This is a genomic window from Pseudomonas sp. ADPe, from assembly GCF_014843515.1.
Classification (GTDB): Bacteria; Pseudomonadota; Gammaproteobacteria; order Pseudomonadales; family Pseudomonadaceae; genus Pseudomonas; species Pseudomonas citronellolis.
Genome location: NZ_CP062122.1, coordinates 206709 through 228958 on the forward strand (window position 1 = coordinate 206709; position 22250 = coordinate 228958).

The 22250-nt window shown below is 65.0% G+C and carries 20 protein-coding genes; 17 read left to right on the plus strand and 3 right to left on the minus strand.

The features are described 5' to 3' along the window. Window positions 1-31 precede the first annotated feature (31 nt). The 3 genes from aat (at window position 32) to infA (ending at window position 1795) form a co-directional block, all read left to right on the plus strand. Entirely contained in the window at window positions 32-736 is a 705-nt protein-coding gene (gene aat, locus IG194_RS00870; RefSeq protein ID WP_058490151.1) for a leucyl/phenylalanyl-tRNA--protein transferase, read from the plus strand. Window positions 737-767: 31 nt separating this feature from the next. Next, window positions 768-1475 (plus strand): arginyltransferase, encoded by a 708-nt coding sequence (locus IG194_RS00875; RefSeq protein ID WP_043272068.1) that lies wholly within the window; start codon window positions 768-770, stop codon window positions 1473-1475. 101 nt (window positions 1476-1576) lie between these two features. After that, entirely contained in the window at window positions 1577-1795 is a 219-nt protein-coding gene (gene infA, locus IG194_RS00880) for a translation initiation factor IF-1 (protein WP_002553999.1), read from the plus strand. A gap of 87 nt (window positions 1796-1882) precedes the next feature. On the opposite strand, the gene clpA is transcribed toward infA, so the two are convergent. Both clpA and clpS read right to left on the minus strand, forming a co-directional pair. Further along, complete coding sequence (clpA, locus tag IG194_RS00885; RefSeq protein ID WP_043272069.1) at window positions 1883-4156, minus strand: ATP-dependent Clp protease ATP-binding subunit ClpA; 2274 nt, start codon at window positions 4154-4156, stop codon at window positions 1883-1885. Window positions 4157-4183: 27 nt separating this feature from the next. After that, window positions 4184-4546 carry an ATP-dependent Clp protease adapter ClpS gene (gene clpS, locus IG194_RS00890; RefSeq protein ID WP_024128657.1) on the minus strand — a complete coding sequence of 121 codons (363 nt, stop codon included), beginning with the start codon at window positions 4544-4546 and terminating at the stop codon, window positions 4184-4186. Between the two features lie 227 nt (window positions 4547-4773). Here clpS and cspD point away from each other — a divergent pair, with 227 nt between their 5' ends. Beyond that, window positions 4774-5049 carry a cold shock domain-containing protein CspD gene (gene cspD, locus IG194_RS00895; RefSeq protein WP_058490152.1) on the plus strand — a complete coding sequence of 92 codons (276 nt, stop codon included), beginning with the start codon at window positions 4774-4776 and terminating at the stop codon, window positions 5047-5049. An 80-nt stretch (window positions 5050-5129) separates the two neighbouring features. Here the strand turns inward: cspD and icd are convergent, their stop codons facing one another. Continuing rightward, window positions 5130-6386: an NADP-dependent isocitrate dehydrogenase gene (gene icd / locus IG194_RS00900; protein WP_058490153.1), complete on the minus strand. Its 1257-nt coding sequence runs from the start codon at window positions 6384-6386 to the stop codon at window positions 5130-5132. Between the two features lie 397 nt (window positions 6387-6783). Between icd and IG194_RS00905 the strand changes: the two genes are divergently transcribed. The 13 genes from IG194_RS00905 to nuoC all read left to right on the plus strand — a co-directional run bounded on the left by IG194_RS00905 (window position 6784) and on the right by nuoC (window position 22250). Beyond that, window positions 6784-9006 (plus strand): NADP-dependent isocitrate dehydrogenase, encoded by a 2223-nt coding sequence (locus IG194_RS00905; protein WP_058490154.1) that lies wholly within the window; start codon window positions 6784-6786, stop codon window positions 9004-9006. Between the two features lie 424 nt (window positions 9007-9430). Beyond that, the gene (locus tag IG194_RS00910; protein ID WP_043318288.1) at window positions 9431-9898 is read left to right on the plus strand and encodes an NUDIX hydrolase; all 468 of its coding nucleotides are present in this window, start codon (window positions 9431-9433) and stop codon (window positions 9896-9898) included. A 40-nt stretch (window positions 9899-9938) separates the two neighbouring features. Then, window positions 9939-11078: a tRNA 2-thiouridine(34) synthase MnmA gene (gene mnmA / locus IG194_RS00915; protein ID WP_058490155.1), complete on the plus strand. Its 1140-nt coding sequence runs from the start codon at window positions 9939-9941 to the stop codon at window positions 11076-11078. Next, window positions 11075-11701, plus strand: coding sequence for a high frequency lysogenization protein HflD (gene hflD, locus IG194_RS00920; protein WP_009623241.1), 627 nt, complete (start codon window positions 11075-11077; stop codon window positions 11699-11701). The genes mnmA and hflD overlap by 4 nt, the downstream gene beginning before the upstream one ends. Window positions 11702-11815: 114 nt before the next feature. Next, the gene (gene purB / locus IG194_RS00925; RefSeq protein WP_009623243.1) at window positions 11816-13186 is read left to right on the plus strand and encodes an adenylosuccinate lyase; all 1371 of its coding nucleotides are present in this window, start codon (window positions 11816-11818) and stop codon (window positions 13184-13186) included. Window positions 13187-13246: 60 nt separating this feature from the next. Continuing rightward, window positions 13247-14422 (plus strand): cupin domain-containing protein, encoded by a 1176-nt coding sequence (locus tag IG194_RS00930; RefSeq protein ID WP_043272074.1) that lies wholly within the window; start codon window positions 13247-13249, stop codon window positions 14420-14422. Then, window positions 14415-14843 carry a GNAT family N-acetyltransferase gene (locus IG194_RS00935; protein ID WP_009623246.1) on the plus strand — a complete coding sequence of 143 codons (429 nt, stop codon included), beginning with the start codon at window positions 14415-14417 and terminating at the stop codon, window positions 14841-14843. The genes IG194_RS00930 and IG194_RS00935 overlap by 8 nt, the downstream gene beginning before the upstream one ends. A gap of 10 nt (window positions 14844-14853) precedes the next feature. After that, window positions 14854-15471 carry a hypothetical protein gene (locus IG194_RS00940; RefSeq protein ID WP_058490156.1) on the plus strand — a complete coding sequence of 206 codons (618 nt, stop codon included), beginning with the start codon at window positions 14854-14856 and terminating at the stop codon, window positions 15469-15471. Beyond that, a complete protein-coding gene (locus tag IG194_RS00945) occupies window positions 15468-16283 on the plus strand; it encodes a secretin N-terminal domain-containing protein (protein WP_058490157.1) in 816 nt (271 codons plus the stop codon). The genes IG194_RS00940 and IG194_RS00945 overlap by 4 nt, the downstream gene beginning before the upstream one ends. Before the next feature lie 489 nt (window positions 16284-16772). Continuing rightward, window positions 16773-18368 (plus strand): isocitrate lyase, encoded by a 1596-nt coding sequence (locus IG194_RS00950; RefSeq protein WP_058490158.1) that lies wholly within the window; start codon window positions 16773-16775, stop codon window positions 18366-18368. Window positions 18369-19306: 938 nt separating this feature from the next. Next, on the plus strand, window positions 19307-19720 hold the full coding sequence (locus IG194_RS00955) for an NADH-quinone oxidoreductase subunit A (RefSeq protein WP_009623254.1): 414 nt from the start codon (window positions 19307-19309) through the stop codon (window positions 19718-19720). Between the two features lie 10 nt (window positions 19721-19730). After that, on the plus strand, window positions 19731-20408 hold the full coding sequence (locus IG194_RS00960; protein WP_009623256.1) for a NuoB/complex I 20 kDa subunit family protein: 678 nt from the start codon (window positions 19731-19733) through the stop codon (window positions 20406-20408). 60 nt (window positions 20409-20468) lie between these two features. Further along, window positions 20469-22250, plus strand: a complete 1782-nt coding sequence (nuoC, locus tag IG194_RS00965) for an NADH-quinone oxidoreductase subunit C/D (protein WP_009623258.1) — start codon at window positions 20469-20471, stop codon at window positions 22248-22250.

A 22250-nucleotide genomic window follows, 5' to 3' on the forward strand; every position in this document is an offset into this window, starting at 1 on the left:
CGGGGAGGGCCCCGCCCTCCCCTACCCCGCCATGCTCAGTTGGCTTTCCCGCGGCAATTTCGACTTCCCCCCCCTCGAACAGGCCCTGCACGAGCCCAACGGCCTGCTCGCGGCCGGCGGCGACCTCGACTCGCGCCGCCTGGTGGCCGCCTACCGCCACGGCTGCTTCCCCTGGTACCAGGACGACCAGCCGATCCTCTGGTGGTCGCCGGACCCGCGCACCGTACTCTTCCCCGACGAACTGCACGTTTCCCGCAGCCTGGCCAAGTGCCTGCGCCAGGGCCGCTACCGGGTGACCTTCGATACCGCCTTCGACCGGGTCATCGCCGCCTGCGCCGCGCCGCGCGACTACGCAGACGGCACCTGGATCACCCAGCCGATGCAGGACGCCTACCGCCAGCTGCACCGCATGGGCATCGCCCACTCGGTGGAAAGCTGGGACGGCGACGACCTGGTCGGCGGCCTCTACGGCCTGGCCATGGGCCGGCTGTTCTTCGGCGAGTCCATGTTCAGCCGCGCCGACAACGCCTCCAAGGTGGCATTCGTCACCCTGGTGCAACATCTGCGCGCCGCCGGGTTCGTATTGATCGACTGCCAGATGCCCACCCAGCACCTGCACAGCTTCGGCGCCCGCGCCATCAGCCGTGCCGATTTCGCCAGCCACCTGCGCCGTCATCTCGACGAAACGCCGCTCTGCGACTGGCGTTCGCAAGCGGACTCGCGCGGACTGGCATAAACTTGCCAGAGGGTTATCGCGGGGGTTGACCATGACCGAACTGGCCCGACTGAAGTTCTACGCGACGCAGCCGCATCCATGCAGCTATCTGCCCGAGGAGCAGGCCACCACCTTGTTCCTCGATCCCAGCCAGCCCATGGACGCGCAGCTGTACGCTTCGTTGTCGGAAGTCGGTTTCCGCCGCAGCGGCGAGCACCTCTATCGCCCGCACTGCCAGCACTGCACCGCCTGCATCCCGGCGCGCATCCCCGCCGCGGGCTTCCAGCCCAACCGCCAGCAGAAGCGCATCATCAAGCGCAACGCCGACCTCAAGGTGCTCAAGCGCCGCCCGGCCTTCACCGAGGAGTACTACGCGCTGTACATGCGCTACATCGAGCAGCGCCACGCCGACGGCGACATGTACCCGCCCAGCCGCGACCAGTTCAGCACCTTCCTGGTGCGCGACCTGCCGTTCAGCTGCTTCTACGAGTTCCGCCTGCAGGGCCGCCTGCTCGCCGTGGCGGTCACCGACGTGCTGCCCAACGGCCTGTCGGCGGTCTACACCTTCTACGACCCCGACGAGGAACGCCGCAGCCTGGGACGCTACGCCATCCTCTGGCAGATCGCCGAGACCGAACGCCTGGGCCTGTACGCGGTGTACCTGGGCTACTGGATCAAGAACTGCCGGAAGATGAACTACAAGACCCAGTACCGGCCGATCGAACTCTTCGTCAACCAGCGCTGGGTAGCCCTCAGCTGAAGCCGGCACGCCACTTCTGGCGTATGACGCGGATTTCAGGCACAATACTCGCCTTTTTTCAGGCCACCCAGGCCATTCATAGACACCGAGGGCTCTACTGCATGTCGAAAGAAGACAGCTTCGAAATGGAAGGCACTGTCGTCGACACCCTGCCCAACACCATGTTCCGCGTGGAGTTGGAGAACGGGCACGTCGTTACCGCGCACATCTCCGGTAAGATGCGCAAGAATTACATCCGCATCCTCACCGGCGACAAGGTTCGCGTCGAACTGACGCCCTACGACCTGAGCAAGGGTCGCATCACCTACCGCGCCCGTTGAGCGCAAGGTGAATCCGGGCTCGGCCCGGACGAATAGCAAAACGCCCGGCATTGCCGGGCGTTTGCATTTGGGCCGCGAGGCCGACCGTCAGGCCGGCTCCGCGGTGACCACCTCGTACTCGAAGACCAGTTCGCCGTCCTTCAGGTCGATGTGCGCCACGCCGCCGTGCTCGGCCAGTTCGCCGAACAGGATCTGCTCGGCCAGAGGCCGCTTGATCTTGTCCTGAATCAGCCGCGCCATCGGGCGCGCGCCCATCTGCGGGTCGTAGCCCTTCTCCGCCAGCCAGTTGCGCGCCACGTCGCTGACCTCCAGCTGGACGCGCTTGTCCTCCAGCTGCGCCTGCAGCTCGGTGAGGAACTTGTCGACCACGCTCTTGATCGTCTCGTGGCTGAGCCGGCCGAACTGGATGATGGTGTCCAGGCGGTTGCGGAACTCCGGCGTGAAGCTCTTCTTGATCACTTCCATGGCATCGCTGGCGTGGTCCTGCTGGCTGAAGCCGATGGAGGCCCGCGCCGCGGTTTCCGCGCCGGCGTTGGTGGTCATGATGACGATGACGTTGCGGAAGTCCGCCTTGCGCCCGTTGTTGTCGGTCAGGGTGCCGTGGTCCATCACCTGCAGCAGCAGGTTGAAGACTTCCGGGTGGGCCTTCTCGATCTCGTCCAGCAGCAGCACGCAGTGCGGCGTCTTGGTGATGGCCTCGGTGAGCAGGCCGCCCTGGTCGAAGCCGACGTAGCCCGGAGGGGCGCCGATCAGCCGCGACACGGTATGCCGCTCCATGTACTCGGACATGTCGAAACGCACCAGCTCCACGCCCATCGCCTTGGCCAACTGGCGGGCGACCTCGGTCTTGCCCACCCCGGTGGGGCCGGCGAAGAGGAACGAGCCGACCGGCTTGTCCGGCGACTTCAGGCCCGCGCGGGACAGCTTGATGGCGGTGGACAGCGACTCGATGGCCGCATCCTGGCCGAACACCGTCAGCTTGAGGTCGCGCTCGAGGTTGCGCAGCAGCTCCTTGTCCGAGCTGGTGACGTGCTTCGGCGGAATCCGCGCGATCTTCGCCACTATGTCCTCGACCTGGGCCACCTCGATGCGCTTCACGCGCTTCTCTTCCGGCTGCAGGCGCTGGTAGGCGCCGGCTTCGTCGATGACGTCGATGGCCTTGTCCGGCATGTGCCGGTCGTTGATGTAGCGCGCGGCCAGTTCGGCGGCGGCGCGCAGGGCCTCGTCGCTGTACTCGATGTGGTGGTGCTGCTCGAAGCGCGGCTTCAGCCCCTTGAGGATGCCCACGGTGTCTTCCACCGACGGCTCGGTGACGTCCACCTTCTGGAAGCGCCGCGCCAGGGCGCGATCCTTCTCGAAGATGCCGCGGAATTCCTGGAAGGTGGTCGAGCCGATGCAGCGGATTTCCCCGGAGGACAGCAGCGGCTTGAGCAGGTTGGACGCGTCCATCACCCCGCCGGACGCCGCGCCGGCGCCGATGATGGTGTGGATTTCGTCGATGAACAGCACCGCGTGCGGGCGCTTGCGCAGCTCGTTGAGCAGCGCCTTGAAGCGCTTCTCGAAGTCGCCGCGGTACTTGGTGCCGGCCAGCAGCGCGCCCAGGTCCAGGGAGTAGACCACGCTGTCGGCCAGCAGGTCCGGCACCTGGCCGTCGACGATGCGCTTGGCCAGGCCTTCGGCGATGGCGGTCTTGCCGACGCCGGCCTCGCCCACCAGCAGCGGGTTGTTCTTGCGCCGCCGGGCGAGAATCTGCGCCACGCGCTCCACCTCGGCCTCGCGGCCGACCAGCGGGTCGATGCGGCCCTGGCGCGCCAGATCGTTGAGGTTGCTGGCGTAGGCGTCCAGCGGGTGGCTGGAGGTGGAGGACTCGCCGCCCTCCTCGTCCTGCATTTCCTGGTCGCTTTCCGGGTGCTCGGCATGGCCCGGCACCTTGGAGATGCCGTGGGCGATGTAGTTCACCACATCTATACGGGCCACGCTCTGCTGCTTGAGCAGGAACACCGCCTGGCTCTCCTGCTCGCTGAAGATCGCCACCAGCACGTTGGCGCCGGTCACTTCGCGCTTGCCCGAGCTCTGCACGTGGAACACGGCGCGCTGCAGCACGCGCTGGAAGCCCAGGGTCGGCTGGGTCTCGCGGTCCTCGTCGTGCTGCGGGATCAGCGGCGTGGTGGAATCGATGAATTCCTGCAGATCACGACGCAGCTTGTCCAGGTTCGCCCCGCAGGCGCGCAGCACCGTGGCCGCCGCCTCGTTGTCCAGGAGCGCCAGCAGCAGGTGCTCGACGGTCATGAACTCATGCCGTTTTGCCCGCGCTTCCTTGAAGGCGAGATTGAGGGTGACTTCGAGCTCTCGATTCAACATGGCTTCACCTCGCTCCAAACATCCGCATCAGCTTTCTTTCTCAATCTCACACAACAGTGGATGCTGGCTCTCCCTCGCATATTGATTGACCTGCATGGCCTTGGTCTCGGCGATGTCACGGGTGAACGTGCCGCAGACCGCCTTACCTTGAGTATGTACCGTCAACATGACCTTGGTCGCCTGCTCCCGGTTCATGTTGAAGTACAGCTCCAGTACCTCTACCACGAAATCCATCGGCGTGTAGTCATCGTTGAACATGATGACCCTGTACATCGGCGGAGGTTTCAGGGCCGGCTTGGATTCCTCGACCGCAAGCCCGGCCCCCTCTTCCTCGAGGGGATCGGGACGGTCCTGATTGAATGTTAGTCGAATCTGGCTACTTGCATGCATGCTGGAATAAATGGGTTCGCAACGTGGGAATTAAAGGCCTGAGTGGAGTTTGACCGGAATCTCAGGCACGGACGAGAGCGCCTTGACTAACCCCGAAACGGTGTTACAAACAAAGGATACCCCATAGCGGGTATCAGGCGTTCTGCGGCCCTGGAACCTCTGGGGCTGGAGCGGAATCGTAGTGGATGATACTCCAGCGATGGAGTCCTTTGCAGAGGGATATCAGCATGCTCAGCGGTAAGGTCAAGTGGTTCAACAACGCCAAGGGCTATGGATTCATCCTGGCCGACGGCCGAGATGAGGACCTGTTCGCTCATTACTCGGCAATCCAGATGGATGGCTACAAGACGCTCAAGGCCGGCCAGCCGGTCAGCTTCGAGATCCTGCAAGGTCCGAAGGGTCTGCATGCGGTGAACATCCAGCCGATCGGCGCCAGCGCGCCGGCCAGCGCCGCCCAGGCCAGCCCCAGCAGCGAGGTGCAGAGCGTCACCGCAGAAGCCTGATTCCCCCTGCCCCGCCATTTCCGGCGAAGCGATGAAGAAAGGCCGGTGAGAACCGGCCTTTTTTCGTTGTCTCACGCCCGTTACATCTTGGCGATCATGGCCTCGCCGAACTCCGAGCAGGACACCAGCTTGGCGCCGTCCATCAGCCGCTCGAAGTCGTAGGTCACGGTCTTGGCCGCGATGGCGCCGTTCATCCCCTTGATGATCAGGTCGGCCGCCTCGGTCCAGCCCATGTGGCGCAGCATCATCTCGGCGGAGAGGATCAGCGAGCCGGGGTTGACCTTGTCCTGCCCGGCGTACTTGGGCGCGGTGCCGTGGGTCGCCTCGAACATGGCCACCGAATCCGACAGGTTGGCCCCCGGCGCGATGCCGATGCCGCCCACTTCCGCCGCCAGGGCGTCGGAGAGGTAGTCGCCGTTCAGGTTCAGGGTGGCGATCACGTCGTACTCGGCCGGGCGCAGCAGGATCTGCTGCAGCATGGCGTCGGCGATCACGTCCTTGACCACGATGTTCTTGCCGGTCACCGGGTTCTTGAACTGCATCCAGGGGCCGCCGTCCAGCAGCTCGGCGCCGAACTCCTCGCGGGCCAGCTCGTAGCCCCAGTCCTTGAAGGCGCCCTCGGTGAATTTCATGATGTTGCCCTTGTGCACCAGGGTGACCGAGCTGCGGTCGTTGTCCACGGCGTACTGCAGGGCCTTGCGCACCAGGCGCCTGGTGCCGTCGCGGGAGACCGGCTTGATGCCGATGCCGCAGTCCTCGGTGAAGCGGATCTTCTTGACGCCCATCTCCTCGGTGAGGAACTTGATGACCTTCTCGGCCTCGGGCGAACCGGCCTTCCACTCGACGCCGGCGTAGATGTCCTCGGAGTTCTCGCGGAAGATCACCATGTCCACGTCGCCGGGCTTCTTCACCGGGCTGGGCACGCCCTCGAACCAGCGCACCGGGCGCAGGCAGACGTAGAGGTCGAGCTGCTGGCGCAGGGCCACGTTGAGGGAGCGGATGCCGCCGCCGACGGGGGTGGTCAGCGGGCCCTTGATGGACACCACGTAGTCGCGCACGGCTTCCAGGGTCTCTTCGGGCAGCCAGGTGTCCTGGTCGTAGACCTGGGTGGCCTTCTCGCCGGCATAGACCTCCATCCAGGCGATCTTGCGCTGTCCGCTGTAGGCCTTTTCCACTGCCGCATCGACGACGTCGATCATGACCGGACTGATGTCCACGCCTATGCCGTCGCCTTCGATGTAGGGAATGATCGGGTTGTTCGGTACCTTCAGGGAATTGTCGGCATTGACGGTGATGCGCTCACCTGCGGCCGGCACCTGGATCTTCTGGTATCCCATGCTGAACTCCGTGCTGTGGTTGAACCTCAGGGACCAGCCCCGCTTCGTCGCGGTGTGACGGGAACAGGCCCGGGTTCCTGAGGGTAGCCCAGTTGCCGGTCCCTAACCACAATCTTATGCCTTAGTCTAAAAGCCGCGGGTGCGTCACCCCGCCGCGAGAGTGGTATACTGCGCGCCGTGACTTCACAGTCATCGAGGTCCGAGCCGTCTGGGACCAGACCCCCTCCCCTCGCAACGGCCACGTCGCCACCCTGACGCGGTCGTACAACGCTCTACTGGCGCCCCTATATCCCCGCGGCAATTCTCGAATGCCGGCACCTTGCCGTGTCGGACGAAAGCGCCCACCAAGGCGTATCGAGACTCTGTGCGCGCCCAGCAAAGAAGAGAGTCATAGTAGATGTCCAACCGCTCGAAGATCACCTACACCTTCACCGACGAAGCACCCGCCCTCGCCACCTACTCGCTCCTCCCGATCGTCAAGGCGTTCGCCGCCTCCGCCGACATTGACGTCGAAACCCGCGACATCTCTCTTGCAGGACGCATCCTCGCCGCCTTCACCGACAAGCTCGGCGACAAGGCCATCGAAGACGACCTGGCCTACCTGGCCAAGCTGGCCACCGCCCCCGACGCCAACATCATCAAGCTGCCGAACATCAGCGCGTCGGTGCCCCAGCTCAAGGGCGCCATCGCCGAGCTGCAGGCCCTGGGCTACGCCGTCCCGGACTTCCCGGAAGACCCGCAGACCGACGAAGAGAAAGACACCCGCGCCCGCTACGCCAAGGTCCTGGGCAGCGCCGTGAACCCGGTCCTGCGCGAAGGCAACTCCGACCGCCGCGCCCCCGCCGCGGTCAAGGCCTATGCCCGCAAGCACCCGCACAGCATGGGCAAGTGGAGCATGGCCTCGCGCTCCCACGCCGACTACATGCGTGGCGGCGACTTCTTCTCCAGCGAGCAGTCGGTCACCATTCCCAAGGCCGGTGAAGTTCGCATCGAGTTCGTCGGCAAGGACGGCAAGGTCGAGCTGAAGAAAACCCTAAAGATGCAGGAAGGCGAAGTCCTCGACAGCATGTTCATGAGCTGCAACAAGCTGCGCGCCTTCTTCGAGAAAACCCTGCAGGACTGCAAGGAAACCGGCGTCATGTGGTCCCTGCACGTCAAGGCGACCATGATGAAGATCTCCCACCCGATCGTCTTCGGCCACGCCGTGACCGTCTACTACAAGGACGTGTTCGACAAGTGGGGCCAACTGTTCGACGAGCTGGGCGTGAACCCGAACAACGGCATCTCCAGCGTCTACGACAAGATCAAGTCACTGCCGGCCTCGCAGCAGGAAGAGATCCTCCACGACATCCACGAGGTGTACAGCCACCGTCCGGAAATGGCGATGGTCGACTCGGTCAAGGGCATCACCAACCTGCACATCCCCAGCGACGTGATCGTCGACGCCTCGATGCCGGCGATGATCCGCAACTCGGGTCAGATGTGGGGCAAGGACGGCAAGCAGAAGGACACCAAGGCGGTGATGCCGGAGAGCACCTACGCCCGCATCTACCAGGAGATGATCAACTTCTGCAAGACCAACGGCGCCTTCGACCCGACCACCATGGGCAGCGTGCCGAACGTCGGCCTGATGGCGCAGAAGGCCGAGGAATACGGCTCCCACGACAAGACCTTCGAGATGGAAGCCGACGGCACCATGCGCGTGGTCGACGAAGACGGCAAGGTGCTGATGCAGCACGAAGTCGAAGCCGGCGACATCTGGCGCGCCTGCCAGACCAAGGACGCCCCGATCCGCGACTGGGTCAAGCTGGCCGTCACCCGCGCCCGCCAGTCCAACACCCCGGCCATCTTCTGGCTGGACCCGGAGCGCGCCCACGACAACGAGCTGCGCAAGAAGGTCGAGCTGTACCTGAAGGACCACGACCTGACCGGCCTGGACATCAGCATCAAGGGCTACAACGAAGCCATCCGCACCAGCATGGAGCGCATGATCCGCGGCCAGGACACCATCTCGGTGACCGGCAACGTCCTGCGCGACTACCTGACCGACCTGTTCCCGATCATGGAGCTGGGCACCTCGGCCAAGATGCTGTCCATCGTTCCGCTGATGGCTGGCGGCGGCATGTACGAGACCGGCGCCGGCGGCTCGGCGCCCAAGCACGTGCAGCAGCTGGTGGAAGAGAACTACCTGCGCTGGGATTCCCTGGGCGAGTTCCTGGCCCTGGCCGTGTCCCTGGAAGAAGAAGGCATCAAGACCGGCAACGCCAAGGCCAAGGTCCTGGGCAAGACCCTCGACGAGGCCACCGGCAAGCTGCTGGACAACAACAAGTCCCCGGCGCGCAAGGTCGGCGAGATCGACAACCGCGGCAGCCACTTCTACCTGGCGCTGTACTGGGCCCAGGCCCTGGCCGCGCAGAACGAAGACGCCGAGCTGAAAGCCCACTTCACCCCACTGGCCAAGACCCTGACCGAGCAGGAAGCAACCATCGTCGCCGAACTGAACGGCGCCCAGGGCAAGGCCGTGGACATCGGTGGCTACTACCGCTCCAACCCGGAGAAAACCAGCCAGGTGATGCGCCCCAGCGCCACCTTCAACGCCGCCATCGACTCGCTGAACTGAATCGAAGGCTAGCGTGACCGACGAAAACCCCGGCCCGGCGCCGGGGTTTTTGCTTTTCCGGGGCTGCGCCGGGCTTTTCGTAGGAGCGAGCTTGCTCGCGAATGGTGCTATCCGGCGACTCCGTTGCCAAACCCACCCCTGATCCCCTCTCCCTAACCCTCTCCCTGAAGGGAGAGGGGACCGTTCGGCGTGCTCGGTTGTTTTCGAGTCAGCCGGCAACGCCGAAGTTGCCGACTGAAACCAGGTCCTCTCTCGGCACGGACAAGCCCCCTCTCCCTTCAGGGAGAGGGTTGGGGAGAGGGAGCGGAGTTCAGCCTGGCACCGAAGCAACCGGGAGGCACTGTTCGCGAGCAAGCTCGCTCCCCCCCCCCACACCACCCCACCTTCCAGGGTTATCATGCCCATTTCCCCCGGAGGACCACCCATGCGCTGGCAACCGCATATCACAGTCGCAACCATCGTCGAAGATCAGGGCCGCTTCCTGCTGGTGGAGGAAACCTCCCACGGCAAGACCGTGCTGAACCAGCCCGCCGGCCACCTGGAGGCCGACGAGAGCCTGCTGCAGGCCGCCGTGCGCGAGACCCTCGAGGAAACCGGCTGGGAAGTCGAGCTGACTGCGGTCACCGGCATCTACCTCTACACCGCGCCCAGCAACGGCGTGACCTACCAGCGCGTGTGCTTCGCCGCGCGGCCGCTGCGGCACCGCCCGGAACTGCCGCTGGACGACGGCATCATCGGCCCGCGCTGGCTGACCCGCGACGAGCTGGAAGCCTGCCGGGACAGCTGGCGCAGCCACCTGGTAGCGCGCTGCATCGACGACTACCTGGCCGGCGGACGCTTCCCCCTGGCGCTGATCCGCGACGCCGAACTGCCCGTGCCGAACCCGGCCTGATAGAATCCCGCTTTTGCACCGACGCCTGCGATAGCCCGCCATGTCCGATTCCAGCACCACCTCCCCCGTCCAGCCCGGCAAGGGCCGCGTCATCGTCGGCATGTCCGGCGGCGTGGACTCCTCGGTTTCCGCCCTCCTGCTCAAGGAGCAGGGCTACGAGGTGGAAGGCCTGTTCATGAAGAACTGGGAAGAGGACGACGGCACCGAATACTGCACCGCCATGACCGACCTGGCCGACGCCCAGGCCGTCTGCGACCGCATCGGCATCAAGCTGCACACCGCCAACTTCGCCGCCGAGTACTGGGACAACGTCTTCGAGTACTTCCTCGCCGAATACCAGGCCGGGCGCACGCCGAACCCGGACATCCTGTGCAACCGCGAGATCAAGTTCAAAGCCTTCCTCGACTACGCCCTGGCCCTGGGCGCCGACCTGATCGCCACCGGCCACTACGTGCGCCGCCGCGACATCGACGGCCGCACCGAGCTGCTCAAGGGCCTGGACCCGAACAAGGACCAGAGCTACTTCCTCCACGCCGTGGGCGGCGAGCAGATCGCCAGGACGCTGTTCCCGGTCGGCGAGCTGGAGAAGCCGGAAGTCCGCGCCATCGCCGAGAAATACGGCCTGGCCACGGCGAAGAAGAAGGACTCCACCGGCATCTGCTTCATCGGCGAACGGCGCTTCAGCGACTTCCTCAAGCAGTACCTGCCGGCCCAGCCGGGCGACATCGAGACCACCGACGGCCAGGTCATCGGCCGCCACGCCGGGCTCATGTACCACACCATCGGCCAGCGCCAGGGCCTGGGCATCGGCGGCATGAAGAACGCCGACGACAGCCCCTGGTACGTGCTGGAGAAGGACCTGGCGCGCAACGTGCTGATCGTCGGCCAGGGCAACGACCACCCCTGGCTGTTCTCCCGCGCCCTGCACGCCTCCAGCATCTTCTGGGTGAACCCGCTGGAGCTGCCCGAGCCGCGCGCCCTGCGCGCCAAGGTACGCTACCGCCAGGCCGACCAGGACTGCGTGCTGGAGCGCACCGTCGACGGCTACCGCGCGTTGTTCGACCAGCCGCAGCGCGCCGTCACCCCGGGCCAGTCCGTGGTGTTCTACGACGGCGAGGTGTGCCTGGGCGGTGGTGTGATCGAATCGGCCGAACCGGCCTACGCGAAGGAGCGTGCATGAGCGAGTTGCGCGACCAACTGATCGCCCTCGCCGGCGTCTTCGAAGCCGCCGCCCTGGTGGACCGCCTGGCCCGCACCGGGCAGATTCCCGAAGCCCCGCTGGGCTGCATGCTCGGCAGCCTGCTGGTGCGCGAGCCGAAGACCACCCTGGACGTGTTCGGCGGCGACATCCACAACCTGCGCGAGGGCCTGCGCGCCCTGGCCAGCGCCCTGGAGCGCGACCCCAACAGCCTGCAGCGCGAACCGCTGCGCTACGCGCTGTCGCTGATCGGCCTGGAGCGCCAACTGGCCAAGCGCGACGACATGCTCGACCTGATCGGCTCGCGCCTGGACCAGGTGCAGCAGCAGGTGCAGCATTTCGGCCTGGTCCACGAGAACGTCATCGCCTCCTGCGCCGGCCTCTACCAGGACACCCTGAGCACCTTCCGCCAGCGCATCCAGGTGCACGGCGACATGCGCTACCTGCAGATCAACGCCAACGCCGCGCGCATCCGCGCCCTGCTGCTGGCCGGCATCCGCTCGGCGCGCCTGTGGCGGCAGCTGGGCGGCAACCGCTGGCAAATGGTGTTCGGCCGGCGCAAGCTGCTGGGCGAGCTGCGCCCGATCCTGCGCGGCACCGACTGATCCGCCGAGGCGCCCGCCCGGGCGTCTTCGTGCGGCAGCGAGTACGGGCGAAAGCGCGTTCGTTCGTGTATGATGTGCGCCCTTTTCGTTGACCGACAGCCACGAGAACGCCCCATGCAGCTTTCCTCCCTCACCGCGGTTTCCCCCGTCGACGGCCGTTACGGCAGCAAGACCAGCGCCCTGCGTCCGATCTTCAGCGAGTACGGCCTGATCCGTTTCCGCGTCCTGGTAGAGGTCCGCTGGCTGCAGCGCCTCGCGGCGCACGCCGGCATCCCCGAGGTGGCGCCCTTCTCCGGCGAAGCCAACGCCCTGCTCGACAAGCTGGCCGAGGACTTCCAGCTGGAGCACGCGCAGCGCATCAAGGAAATCGAGCGCACCACCAACCACGACGTGAAAGCCGTGGAGTACCTGCTCAAGGAACAGGCGGCCAAGCTGCCGGAACTGGCCAAGGTCAGCGAGTTCATCCACTTCGCCTGCACCAGCGAGGACATCAACAACCTGTCCCACGCCCTGATGCTGCGCGAAGGCCGCGACCAGGTGCTGCTGCCGCTGATGCGCCAGATCGCCGAGGCGATCCGCGAGCTGGCGGTCCAGTTCGCCGACGTGCCCATGCTCTCGCGCACCCACGGCCAGCCGGCCTCGCCGACCACCCTGGGCAAGGAACTGGCCAACGTGGTCTACCGCCTGGAGCGGCAGATCAAGCAGGTCGCCGCGGTCGAGCTGCTGGGCAAGATCAACGGCGCCGTGGGCAACTACAACGCCCACCTGTCGGCCTACCCGCAAGTGGACTGGGAAGCCAACGCCCGCGAATTCATCGTCCATGACCTGGGCCTGGCCTGGAACCCCTACACCACCCAGATCGAGCCGCACGACTACATCGCCGAGCTGTTCGACGCCATCGCCCGCTTCAACACCATCCTCATCGACTTCGACCGCGACGTCTGGGGCTACATCTCCCTGGGCTACTTCAAGCAGAAGACCGTGGCCGGCGAGATCGGCTCCTCGACCATGCCGCACAAGGTCAACCCGATCGACTTCGAGAACTCCGAAGGCAACCTGGGCATCGCCAACGCGATCTTCCAGCACCTGGCCAGCAAGCTGCCGATCTCCCGCTGGCAGCGCGACCTGACCGACTCCACCGTGCTGCGCAACCTCGGCGTCGGTTTCGCCCACAGCGTCATCGCCTACGAGGCCAGCCTCAAGGGCATCGGCAAGCTGGAGCTGAACGCCGCGCGCATCGCCGAAGACCTGGACGCCTGCTGGGAAGTCCTGGCCGAGCCGGTGCAGACCGTGATGCGCCGCTACGGCATCGAGAACCCCTACGAGAAGCTCAAGGAGCTGACCCGCGGCAAAGGCATCAGCGCCAAGGCCCTGCAGGTGTTCATCGACGGCCTCGACATGCCCGCCGAAGCCAAGGCCGAGCTGAAGAAGCTGACCCCGGCGAACTACATCGGCAACGCCGCCGCCCAGGCCAAGCGCATCTGACATGCGCTGAACATTTGCACGCCCGGCTGTGCCGGGCGTTTTTGTTTCAAGGACTTACATATGAATCCTGCTATTCCTCTTCAGCTCCTGGGCGGCATCAGCGCCGATGAATTCCTCCGCGACTACTGGCAGAAGAAACCCCTGCTGGTGCGCCAGGCCATCCCCGGTTTCGAAAGCCCGCTGGAGGCCGACGAGCTGGCCGGCCTGTCCCTGGAAGACAGCGTCGAGTCGCGCATCGTCCTCGAACACGGCAATACCCCCTGGGAAATGCGCCGCGGCCCCTTCAGCGAGGACACCTACAAGGAACTGCCCGAGCGCGACTGGACCCTGCTGGTGCAGGCCGTCGACCAGTTCGTGCCGGAAGTCGCCGAACTGCTGGAGCACTTCAAGTTCCTGCCCAGCTGGCGCATCGACGACGTGATGATCAGCTACGCAGCTCCCGGCGGCGGTGTAGGGCCGCACTTCGACAACTACGACGTGTTCCTGCTGCAGGGCCACGGCCGCCGCCGCTGGAAGGTCGGCCAGTTGTGCGACGCCGACAGCCCGATGCTGCAGCACGCCGACCTGCGCATCCTCGCCGACTTCCAGCAGAGCGACGAGTGGGTGCTGGAACCCGGCGACATGCTCTACCTGCCGCCGCGCGTGGCCCACTACGGCATCGCCGAGGACGAGTGCATGACCTACTCGGTCGGCTTCCGCGCCCCCAGCGCCGCCGAGGTGCTGACCCACTTCACCGACTTCCTCGCCCAGTTCCTCTCCGACGAGGAACGCTACAGCGACGCCGGCATGGCCGCCGTGCAGAGCGGCGAGGACCAGCACAAGATCCAGCGCGACGCCCTCGACCGCCTGAAGAACCTGCTGCAGGAGCACATGAGCGACGAGCGCCTGCTGCTCACCTGGTTCGGCCAGTTCATGACCGAGCCGCGCTACCCGGAACTGGTGGCCGGCGAGGAGATCGACGACACGGACCTGCGGCAGGCCCTGGAAGACGGCGCCGTACTGGTACGCAACCCCAGCGCGCGCCTGGCCTGGAGCGAAGTGGACGTCGGCCTGCTGCTGTTCTCCAGCGGCCAGAGCGTGGTGCTGCCCAAGGCCATGGAGCCGCTGCTCAAGCTGGTGTGCTCGGCGGACGCCCTGCACAGCGACAACCTCGGCCAATGGCTGGGCGACGAGGATGGGCGTAAGCTGTTGGCAGAATTGGTCAAACAGGGCAGTTTGGAGTTTGCCGATGAGTAACAAGATCAGGGTTCGCCTGGCCGATTGGCAGAAGGACAATGCCGACCTGCGACGCATCCGCGAGGCGGTCTTCATCGCCGAGCAATCGGTGCCGCCGGAACTGGAGTGGGATGCCGAGGACGCGGAAGCCGTGCACTTCCTCGCCTTCGAGGGGGATTACGCAATCGGCACGGCGCGCCTGCTGCCCGACGGCCACATCGGCCGCGTCTCGGTACTCAAGGACTGGCGCGGGCTGAAGGTCGGCGACCAGTTGATGCGCGCCGCCATCGAGGAAGCCGAGCGCCGCCAGCTCAAGCGTCAGCTGCTCACCGCCCAGGTCTATGCCATCCCCTTCTACGAGCGGCTAGGCTTCAAGGTGGCCAGCGGCGAATTCCTCGAAGCCGGCCTGCCCCACGTCGACATGGTGCGCGAAAGCGCCTGAGGAAGCCGCGATGAAAGACGCCCCGGACCACGAAGGCCAACTCCCGGCCATCGACTTCCAGTCCCCGGGGCGTTTCAGCGTGCACAACCCGGCGTCCGACCTGCCGGCCTCCCAACCCTGGGAACCGGCGCCCTTCCGCCTCGGCGAGGCCAGCGGCCTGCAACGCTTCGGCGAACCGGAGGCCGCCCGCTCCCATGCCCTGGCGCTGATGCAGCAGGCCAGCCGCAGCCTGTGCCTGTACAGCCCCGACCTGGAAGCCTGGCTGTACAACCACAGCAGCATCCAGGAAGCCTGCACCCGCCTGCTGCTGCGCCATCCGCAGAACCGCCTGCGCATCCTCCTGCGCGACAGCACCCGCCCGGTCAGGGAAGGCCACCGCCTGCTCAACCTCAGCCGGCGCCTGTCGAGCAACCTGCACATCCGCCTGCTCAACCCGGACTACCCCAGCCCGGAACAGGCCTTCCTGCTCGCCGACCAGCTCGGCCTGCTGCTGCGAACCGAACCGGCGCTGCCCGCCGGTCACGCCCACTACAACGACCCTGGCCGGGTGCGCCAACTGCAGGCGCAGTTCGACCAGGCCTGGGACACCAGCCTCGCCGACCCGAACCTGCGGAGCTTCCTGCTGTGAGCCATCGCCGAACCGCCCTGCTCCTCGCCTGCGCCATCAGCCTGGCCGCCCAGGCCGCGCCGCGCACCGAGATCCTGCCGCTGAGCTACCGCAGCGCCGACGAAATCCTCCCGGTGGCACAGCAGGTCCTCGGCAACGAAGGCCGGGTGACCGCCTACGGCAACCAACTGGTGGTCAACGCCGAGCCGGCGAAGATTCGCGAACTGCAGCAGGTACTGGAGCAACTGGACACCCGCCCGCACCGCCTGCTGATCAGCGTCGACACCAGCGATTCCAGCCAGCGCAGCCGCAGCGGCTATTCGGTGAACGGCTCGGCCAGCGTCGGCAACGTCGAGATTCAGAGCGGCCGCGGCGAGGTCCACGGCCGCGACCAGGTGCGCATCATCGACAGCTCCACCGCCAGCCGCAGCGGCGGCGTGCAGCAGATCCAGACCACCGAGGGCTCGCCGGCGCTGATCCAGGTCGGCCAGAGCCAGCCGGTGTACAACGTCGGCGTCGGCCCCTACGGCCAGGTCTACAGCCAGACCGAGTACCGCGACGCCAACCGCGGCATGTACGTGACCGCCACCTTGAGCGGCAACATCGTCCACATCGACCTGGACACCCGCAACGACCGCTTCAACGGCAGCGCCCCCGGCGCCATGGACACGGCCGGCGCCAGCACCCGCCTGAGCGGCCGCCTCGGCGAGTGGATCGAGGTGGGCGGCGTCAGCGAAAACAGCCAGGGCAGCCAGGGCGGCCTGACGCGCAATTACAGCACCCAGGGGCGCAGCGACAGCAGCCTGCGGGTGAAGGTCGAAGTGCTCGACTAAGCCTTCCGAAGGTGACCGGAGAGTCCTCCTTAGACCTTCGTGTAGTAGTCCAAAAAAAACACTACAAAACGTTTGACGAACGTTTGTTCGAAAGGCATGATGGCCTCGCTCCCGCTAACCAGGGGCCCTGAACCGGGCCTCCGGATCGAGCCCGCAGCCCACTCGCTGTGCCGGTCCGTGTTGTTACAGCCCACAAGGCGAAATGACGAGGTTGCGACTGGCAAGAAGTTGTCCTGAGGGACGGGGAAGCAACCAACGTATCAGCAAGATGGTCGAATGCAGCCATTCGCCCTCGCCCAACGGCAGCCACGAGCCGGCAAGCGATCCCGGATGCCATCGCTGCGATCATCTACCTGTTCGCCCGCGCCACCCCTCCCCCTCTGTGTCAATCCTTCCAGTCGTCATTTCGCCATCCGCGGCGAGCGATCCCACGAGCCCTGCGTGGGAAGTCGGTGCTCAACCAACACATTTTTTGAAGGATTGTTGACCATGTCCGCATATCAGAACGACATCAAGGCCGTTGCCGCCCTGAAAGAGAAGTTCGGCAGCAGCTGGAGCGCTATCAACCCCGAGTCCGTCGCCCGTATGCGCGCCCAGAACCGCTTCAAGACTGGCCTGGATATCGCCAAGTACACCGCGGCCATCATGCGCAAGGACATGGCCGAATACGACGCCGACTCCTCCGTCTACACCCAGTCCCTGGGCTGCTGGCACGGCTTCATCGGTCAGCAGAAGCTGATCTCCATCAAGAAGCACCTGAAGACCACCAACAAGCGCTACCTCTACCTGTCCGGCTGGATGGTCGCCGCGCTGCGCTCCGAGTTCGGCCCGCTGCCCGACCAGTCCATGCACGAGAAGACCGCGGTCTCCAGCCTGATCGAAGAGCTGTACACCTTCCTGCGCCAGGCTGACGCCCGCGAACTGGACCTGCTGTTCACCGCCCTGGACGCCGCCCGCGAAGCCGGCGACAAGGCCAAGCAGGAAGAGATCCAGAACCAGATCGACAACTACGAAACCCACGTGGTGCCGATCATCGCCGACATCGACGCCGGCTTCGGCAACCCGGAAGCCACCTACCTGCTGGCCAAGAAGATGATCGAAGCCGGTGCCTGCTGCATCCAGATCGAGAACCAGGTTTCCGACGAGAAGCAGTGCGGCCACCAGGACGGTAAAGTGACCGTCCCGCACGAAGACTTCCTCGCCAAGATCGCCGCCGTTCGCTACGCCTTCCTCGAACTGGGCGTTGACGACGGCGTGATCGTCGCCCGTACCGACTCCCTGGGCGCCGGCCTGACCAAGCAGATCGCCGTGACCAAGCAACCGGGCGACCTGGGCGACCAGTACAACTCCTTCCTGGACTGCGACGAGATCAGCCCGGCCGAACTGCAGAACGGCGACGTGGTGATCAACCGCGGCGGCAAGCTGCTGCGTCCCAAGCGCCTGCCCTCCAACCTGTTCCAGTTCCGCAAGGGCACCGGCGAAGACCGCTGCGTCCTGGACTGCATCACCTCGCTGCAGAACGGCGCCGACCTGCTGTGGATCGAAACCGAGAAGCCGCACGTTGGCCAGATCAAGGGCATGGTTGACCGCATCCGCGAAGTCATCCCGAACGCCAAGCTGGTGTACAACAACAGCCCGTCGTTCAACTGGACCCTGAACTTCCGCCAGCAGGTGTTCGATGCGTTCGTCGCCGAAGGCAAGGACGTTTCCGCCTACGACCGCGCCAAGCTGATGAGCGTCGAGTACGACGAGACCGAACTGGCCCAGATCGCCGACGAGAAGATCCGCACCTTCCAGCGCGACGGTTCGGCCCACGCCGGCATCTTCCACCACCTGATCACCCTGCCGACCTACCACACCGCGGCCCTGTCCACCGACAACCTGGCCAAGGGCTACTTCGCCGACCAGGGCATGCTGGCCTACGTGAAGGGCGTGCAGCGTCAGGAAATCCGCCAGGGCATCGCCTGCGTCAAGCACCAGAACATGGCTGGCTCCGACATTGGCGACAACCACAAAGAGTACTTCGCCGGCGAAGCCGCGCTGAAGGCCTCGGGCAAAGACAACACCATGAACCAGTTCCACTAAGAACCGGTTCGCCCGGCCCCTCGGGGCCGGGAAGCGGCCCAGCCGCAAAGGTGTAGCACCAATGAAAACGCCGCTTCCCCAGGGAAGCGGCGTTTTTTCATGTCCGCCGCCGAGATGTGACGGATAACCGCGAACGGTTATGCGCCCTACGCACTCGCCGGCTGACGCTGAACCATCCACCCACTCCGAACGGCCCCTCTCCCGCTTGCGGGAGAAGGCGCTCTTCTGCGAGTACGCGGAGCGAACAACTGGCTTGCCGGCTACGCCGAGATGCCGGACATATCGGCGCGATTCGCGGATAAGATCCGCTCCTACGCTGCCCCACCCACGTCATTCCATGTAGGAGCGCGCCCTGCGCGCGAATCGCGGGCAGGGCCCGCTCCTACAGTTCGCCGGGAAGCACTGCGCTCCGGGCTGACACCCACCTGTAGGAGCGGATTCATCCGCGATCCGGCCGGCAGGCCGGCCCATGCCGACGATTGCCCCTACGCAGCAGCCCCCTAAACAGACCATTGGGAAATTCCCGACACCAATTGACGCCCATAAACCCTTAAAACCGCCGACAATAAAAAGTGCGACGCCTATATGTAGTAAAGTTACGGATAAACGACACCGCGAATGATAATATTTATCATTTAAGGAACGACAGAAATACTTTCTTCTTATCTGCAAAAGTGCCATTCGACCAAAGCCTGAACCGTGCCAGCCCAGGCGCGGAGCGGCCTGCAGCCGGGGCCCGGACAAAAATGCAAAAGCCTTTTGCCCGATTTGGAAGCATCTGTTTGTGTTAGAAAAATTTACTTGCCCGAGGCTTTGGGCATAAAATTGGAAAGATCACTCGAACCCTTAGCTCGCTATCTTGAGCCCGAGGTTCATGCAGCCGGGCGAAGGCCCGGAATCCAAGACCACCGCTAATTTTTGTAGGAAGGAGTATCGGCATGCCCAACCCAGCTGAACTTGCAGCTCAACACTGGGGACTCGCCGCCTTCCTTCTAGGCGTGGTCGGCCTGCTGGCCTTCATGCTAGGGGTTTCCTCGCTGCTGGGCAGCAAGGCATTTGGTCGCAGCAAGAACGAGCCTTTCGAATCCGGCATCGTTCCCACCGGCAGCGCACGCCTGCGCCTGTCGGCAAAATTCTATCTGGTCGCGATGCTCTTCGTGATCTTCGACGTCGAAGCCCTCTTCCTCTTCGCCTGGTCCGTGTCCGTCCGTGAAAGCGGTTGGGCCGGTCTGGTCGAGGCCACCATTTTCATTGCAATTCTGTTGGCAGGTCTTGTCTACCTCTGGCGGGTCGGCGCGCTCGATTGGGCGCCGGCGGCACGTCGCGAGCGGCAGGCGAAGCTAAAACAATGAGGCTTTGGCGATGCAATACAAACTTACCCGGATCGACCCCGATGCGGCCAACGATCAGTACCCGATCGGCCAGCGCGAAACGGTAGACGACCCTCTGGTAGAGGGGCAGGTCAGCAAGAACATCTTCATGGGCAAGCTCGAGGATGTTCTCAACGGCGCCGTCAACTGGGGTCGCAAGAACTCGCTGTGGCCCTATAACTTCGGCCTGTCCTGCTGCTACGTGGAGATGACCACGGCGTTCACCGCGCCGCACGACATCGCCCGCTTCGGCGCCGAAGTGATTCGTGCCTCGCCGCGCCAGGCGGACTTCATGGTCATCGCCGGCACCTGCTTCATCAAGATGGCCCCGGTCATCCAGCGCCTGTACGAGCAGATGCTGGAACCCAAGTGGGTGATCTCCATGGGCTCGTGCGCCAATTCCGGCGGCATGTACGACATCTACTCGGTGGTCCAGGGGGTCGACAAGTTCCTCCCCGTGGACGTCTACATCCCCGGCTGCCCGCCCCGCCCCGAGGCGTTCCTGCAAGGCCTGATGCTGCTGCAGGAATCCATCGGCCAGGAGCGTCGCCCGTTGTCCTGGGTGGTTGGCGATCAAGGCATCTACCGTGCCGAAATGCCTGCCCAGAAGGACCTCAAGCGCGAACAGCGCATTGCGGTCACCAACCTGCGCAGCCCCGACGAAGTGTGAAGCCGACCTCCACGAGAGGCCCTTACTTCACTCCACCGTTGACCGATAGCGACCGAGACCATGACCGCAGACTCCGCTCTGTACATCCCGCCCTATAAGGCGGACGACCAAGACATAGTCGTCGAACTGAATTCCCGCTTTGGCGCCGAGACCTTCACCGTCCAGGCCACCCGCACCGGCATGCCGGTCCTCTGGGTGAGCCGCGAGAAGCTGATCGACGTCCTCACCTTCCTGCGCAACGTACCCAAGCCCTACGTGATGCTCTACGACCTCCACGGGGTCGACGAGCGCCTGCGCACCCACCGTCGCGGCCTGCCGGGCGCCGACTTCAGCGTGTTCTACCACCTGATGTCGCTCGAGCGTAACAGCGACGTGATGATCAAGGTGGCCCTCTCAGAGAACGACCTCAACCTGCCCACCGCCACCCGTATCTGGCCCAACGCCAACTGGTACGAGCGTGAGGTCTGGGACATGTACGGCATCCACTTCAACGGCCACCCACACCTGGCCCGCATGCTGATGCCGCCGACCTGGCAGGGCCACCCGCTGCGCAAGGACTACCCGGCGCGCGCCACCGAGTTCGATCCCTACTCGCTCTCCGTGGCCAAGCAGGAGCTGGAACAGGAAGCCCTGCGCTTCAAGCCCGAAGACTGGGGCATGAAACGCCACGGCGAGAACGAGGACTTCATGTTCCTCAACCTCGGCCCGAACCACCCCTCCGCCCACGGTGCCTTCCGCATCATCCTGCAGCTCGACGGCGAAGAGATCCTCGACTGCGTGCCGGAGATCGGCTACCACCACCGCGGCGCCGAGAAGATGGCCGAGCGCCAGTCCTGGCACAGCTTCATCCCCTACACCGACCGCATCGACTACCTCGGCGGGGTGATGAACAACCTGCCGTACGTGCTCTCGGTGGAGAAGCTCGCCGGCATCAAGGTGCCGCAGCGCGTCGACGTCATCCGCATCATGATGTCGGAGTTCTTCCGCATCCTGAATCACCTGCTGTACCTGGGCACCTACATCCAGGACGTGGGCGCCATGACCCCGGTGTTCTTCACCTTCACCGACCGCCAGCGCGCCTACAAGGTGGTCGAGGCCATCACCGGCTTCCGCCTGCACCCGGCCTGGTACCGCATCGGCGGCGTCGCCCACGACCTGCCGCGCGGCTGGGACAAGCTGGTCCGCGAATTCCTCGACTGGATGCCCAAGCGCCTGGACGAGTATGAAAAGGCGGCGCTGCAGAACAGCATCCTGCGCGGCCGGACCATCGGCGTGGCGCAGTACAACACCAAGCAGGCCCTGGAGTGGGGTACCACCGGCGCCGGCCTGCGCGCCACCGGCTGCGACTTCGACCTGCGCAAGGCCCGCCCCTACTCCGGCTACGAGAACTTCGAGTTCGAAGTGCCGCTGGCCCACAACGGCGACGCCTACGACCGCTGCATGGTGAAGATGGGCGAGATGCGCCAGAGCCTGCGCATCATCGAGCAGTGCCTGAAGAACATGCCCGAAGGCCCGTACAAGGCCGACCATCCGCTGACCACGCCGCCGCCCAAAGAGCGCACGCTGCAGCACATCGAGACGCTGATCACCCACTTCCTGCAGGTTTCCTGGGGCCCGGTCATGCCGGCCAACGAAGCCTTCCAGATGGTCGAGGCGACCAAGGGTATCAACAGCTACTACCTGACGAGCGATGGCAGCACCATGAGCTACCGGACGCGCATCCGCACGCCCAGCTTCGCGCACCTGCAACAGATTCCGTCGGTCATCAACGGCAGCATGATCGCCGACCTGATCGCCTATCTGGGCAGCATCGACTTCGTTATGGCTGACGTGGACCGCTGA

Bases quoted from the DNA above. Each gene is read 5' to 3' on its own strand.
- IG194_RS00935 (WP_009623246.1), top strand. From the start codon at position 14,415: ATGAGTAACAAGATCAGGGTTCGCCTGGCCGATTGGCAGAAGGACAAT.
- IG194_RS00910 (WP_043318288.1), top strand. From the start codon at position 9,431: ATGCGCTGGCAACCGCATATCACAGTCGCAACCATCGTCGAAGATCAG.
- purB (WP_009623243.1), top strand. From the start codon at position 11,816: ATGCAGCTTTCCTCCCTCACCGCGGTTTCCCCCGTCGACGGCCGTTAC.
- IG194_RS00875 (WP_043272068.1), top strand. From the start codon at position 768: ATGACCGAACTGGCCCGACTGAAGTTCTACGCGACGCAGCCGCATCCA.
- mnmA (WP_058490155.1), top strand. From the start codon at position 9,939: ATGTCCGATTCCAGCACCACCTCCCCCGTCCAGCCCGGCAAGGGCCGC.
- hflD (WP_009623241.1), top strand. From the start codon at position 11,075: ATGAGCGAGTTGCGCGACCAACTGATCGCCCTCGCCGGCGTCTTCGAA.
- infA (WP_002553999.1), top strand. From the start codon at position 1,577: ATGTCGAAAGAAGACAGCTTCGAAATGGAAGGCACTGTCGTCGACACC.
- aat (WP_058490151.1), top strand. From the start codon at position 32: ATGCTCAGTTGGCTTTCCCGCGGCAATTTCGACTTCCCCCCCCTCGAA.
- IG194_RS00930 (WP_043272074.1), top strand. From the start codon at position 13,247: ATGAATCCTGCTATTCCTCTTCAGCTCCTGGGCGGCATCAGCGCCGAT.
- IG194_RS00950 (WP_058490158.1), top strand. From the start codon at position 16,773: ATGTCCGCATATCAGAACGACATCAAGGCCGTTGCCGCCCTGAAAGAG.
- IG194_RS00955 (WP_009623254.1), top strand. From the start codon at position 19,307: ATGCCCAACCCAGCTGAACTTGCAGCTCAACACTGGGGACTCGCCGCC.
- clpA (WP_043272069.1), bottom strand. From the start codon at position 4,156: ATGTTGAATCGAGAGCTCGAAGTCACCCTCAATCTCGCCTTCAAGGAA.
- IG194_RS00905 (WP_058490154.1), top strand. From the start codon at position 6,784: ATGTCCAACCGCTCGAAGATCACCTACACCTTCACCGACGAAGCACCC.
- clpS (WP_024128657.1), bottom strand. From the start codon at position 4,546: ATGCATGCAAGTAGCCAGATTCGACTAACATTCAATCAGGACCGTCCC.
- cspD (WP_058490152.1), top strand. From the start codon at position 4,774: ATGCTCAGCGGTAAGGTCAAGTGGTTCAACAACGCCAAGGGCTATGGA.
- icd (WP_058490153.1), bottom strand. From the start codon at position 6,386: ATGGGATACCAGAAGATCCAGGTGCCGGCCGCAGGTGAGCGCATCACC.
- nuoC (WP_009623258.1), top strand. From the start codon at position 20,469: ATGACCGCAGACTCCGCTCTGTACATCCCGCCCTATAAGGCGGACGAC.
- IG194_RS00960 (WP_009623256.1), top strand. From the start codon at position 19,731: ATGCAATACAAACTTACCCGGATCGACCCCGATGCGGCCAACGATCAG.
- IG194_RS00940 (WP_058490156.1), top strand. From the start codon at position 14,854: ATGAAAGACGCCCCGGACCACGAAGGCCAACTCCCGGCCATCGACTTC.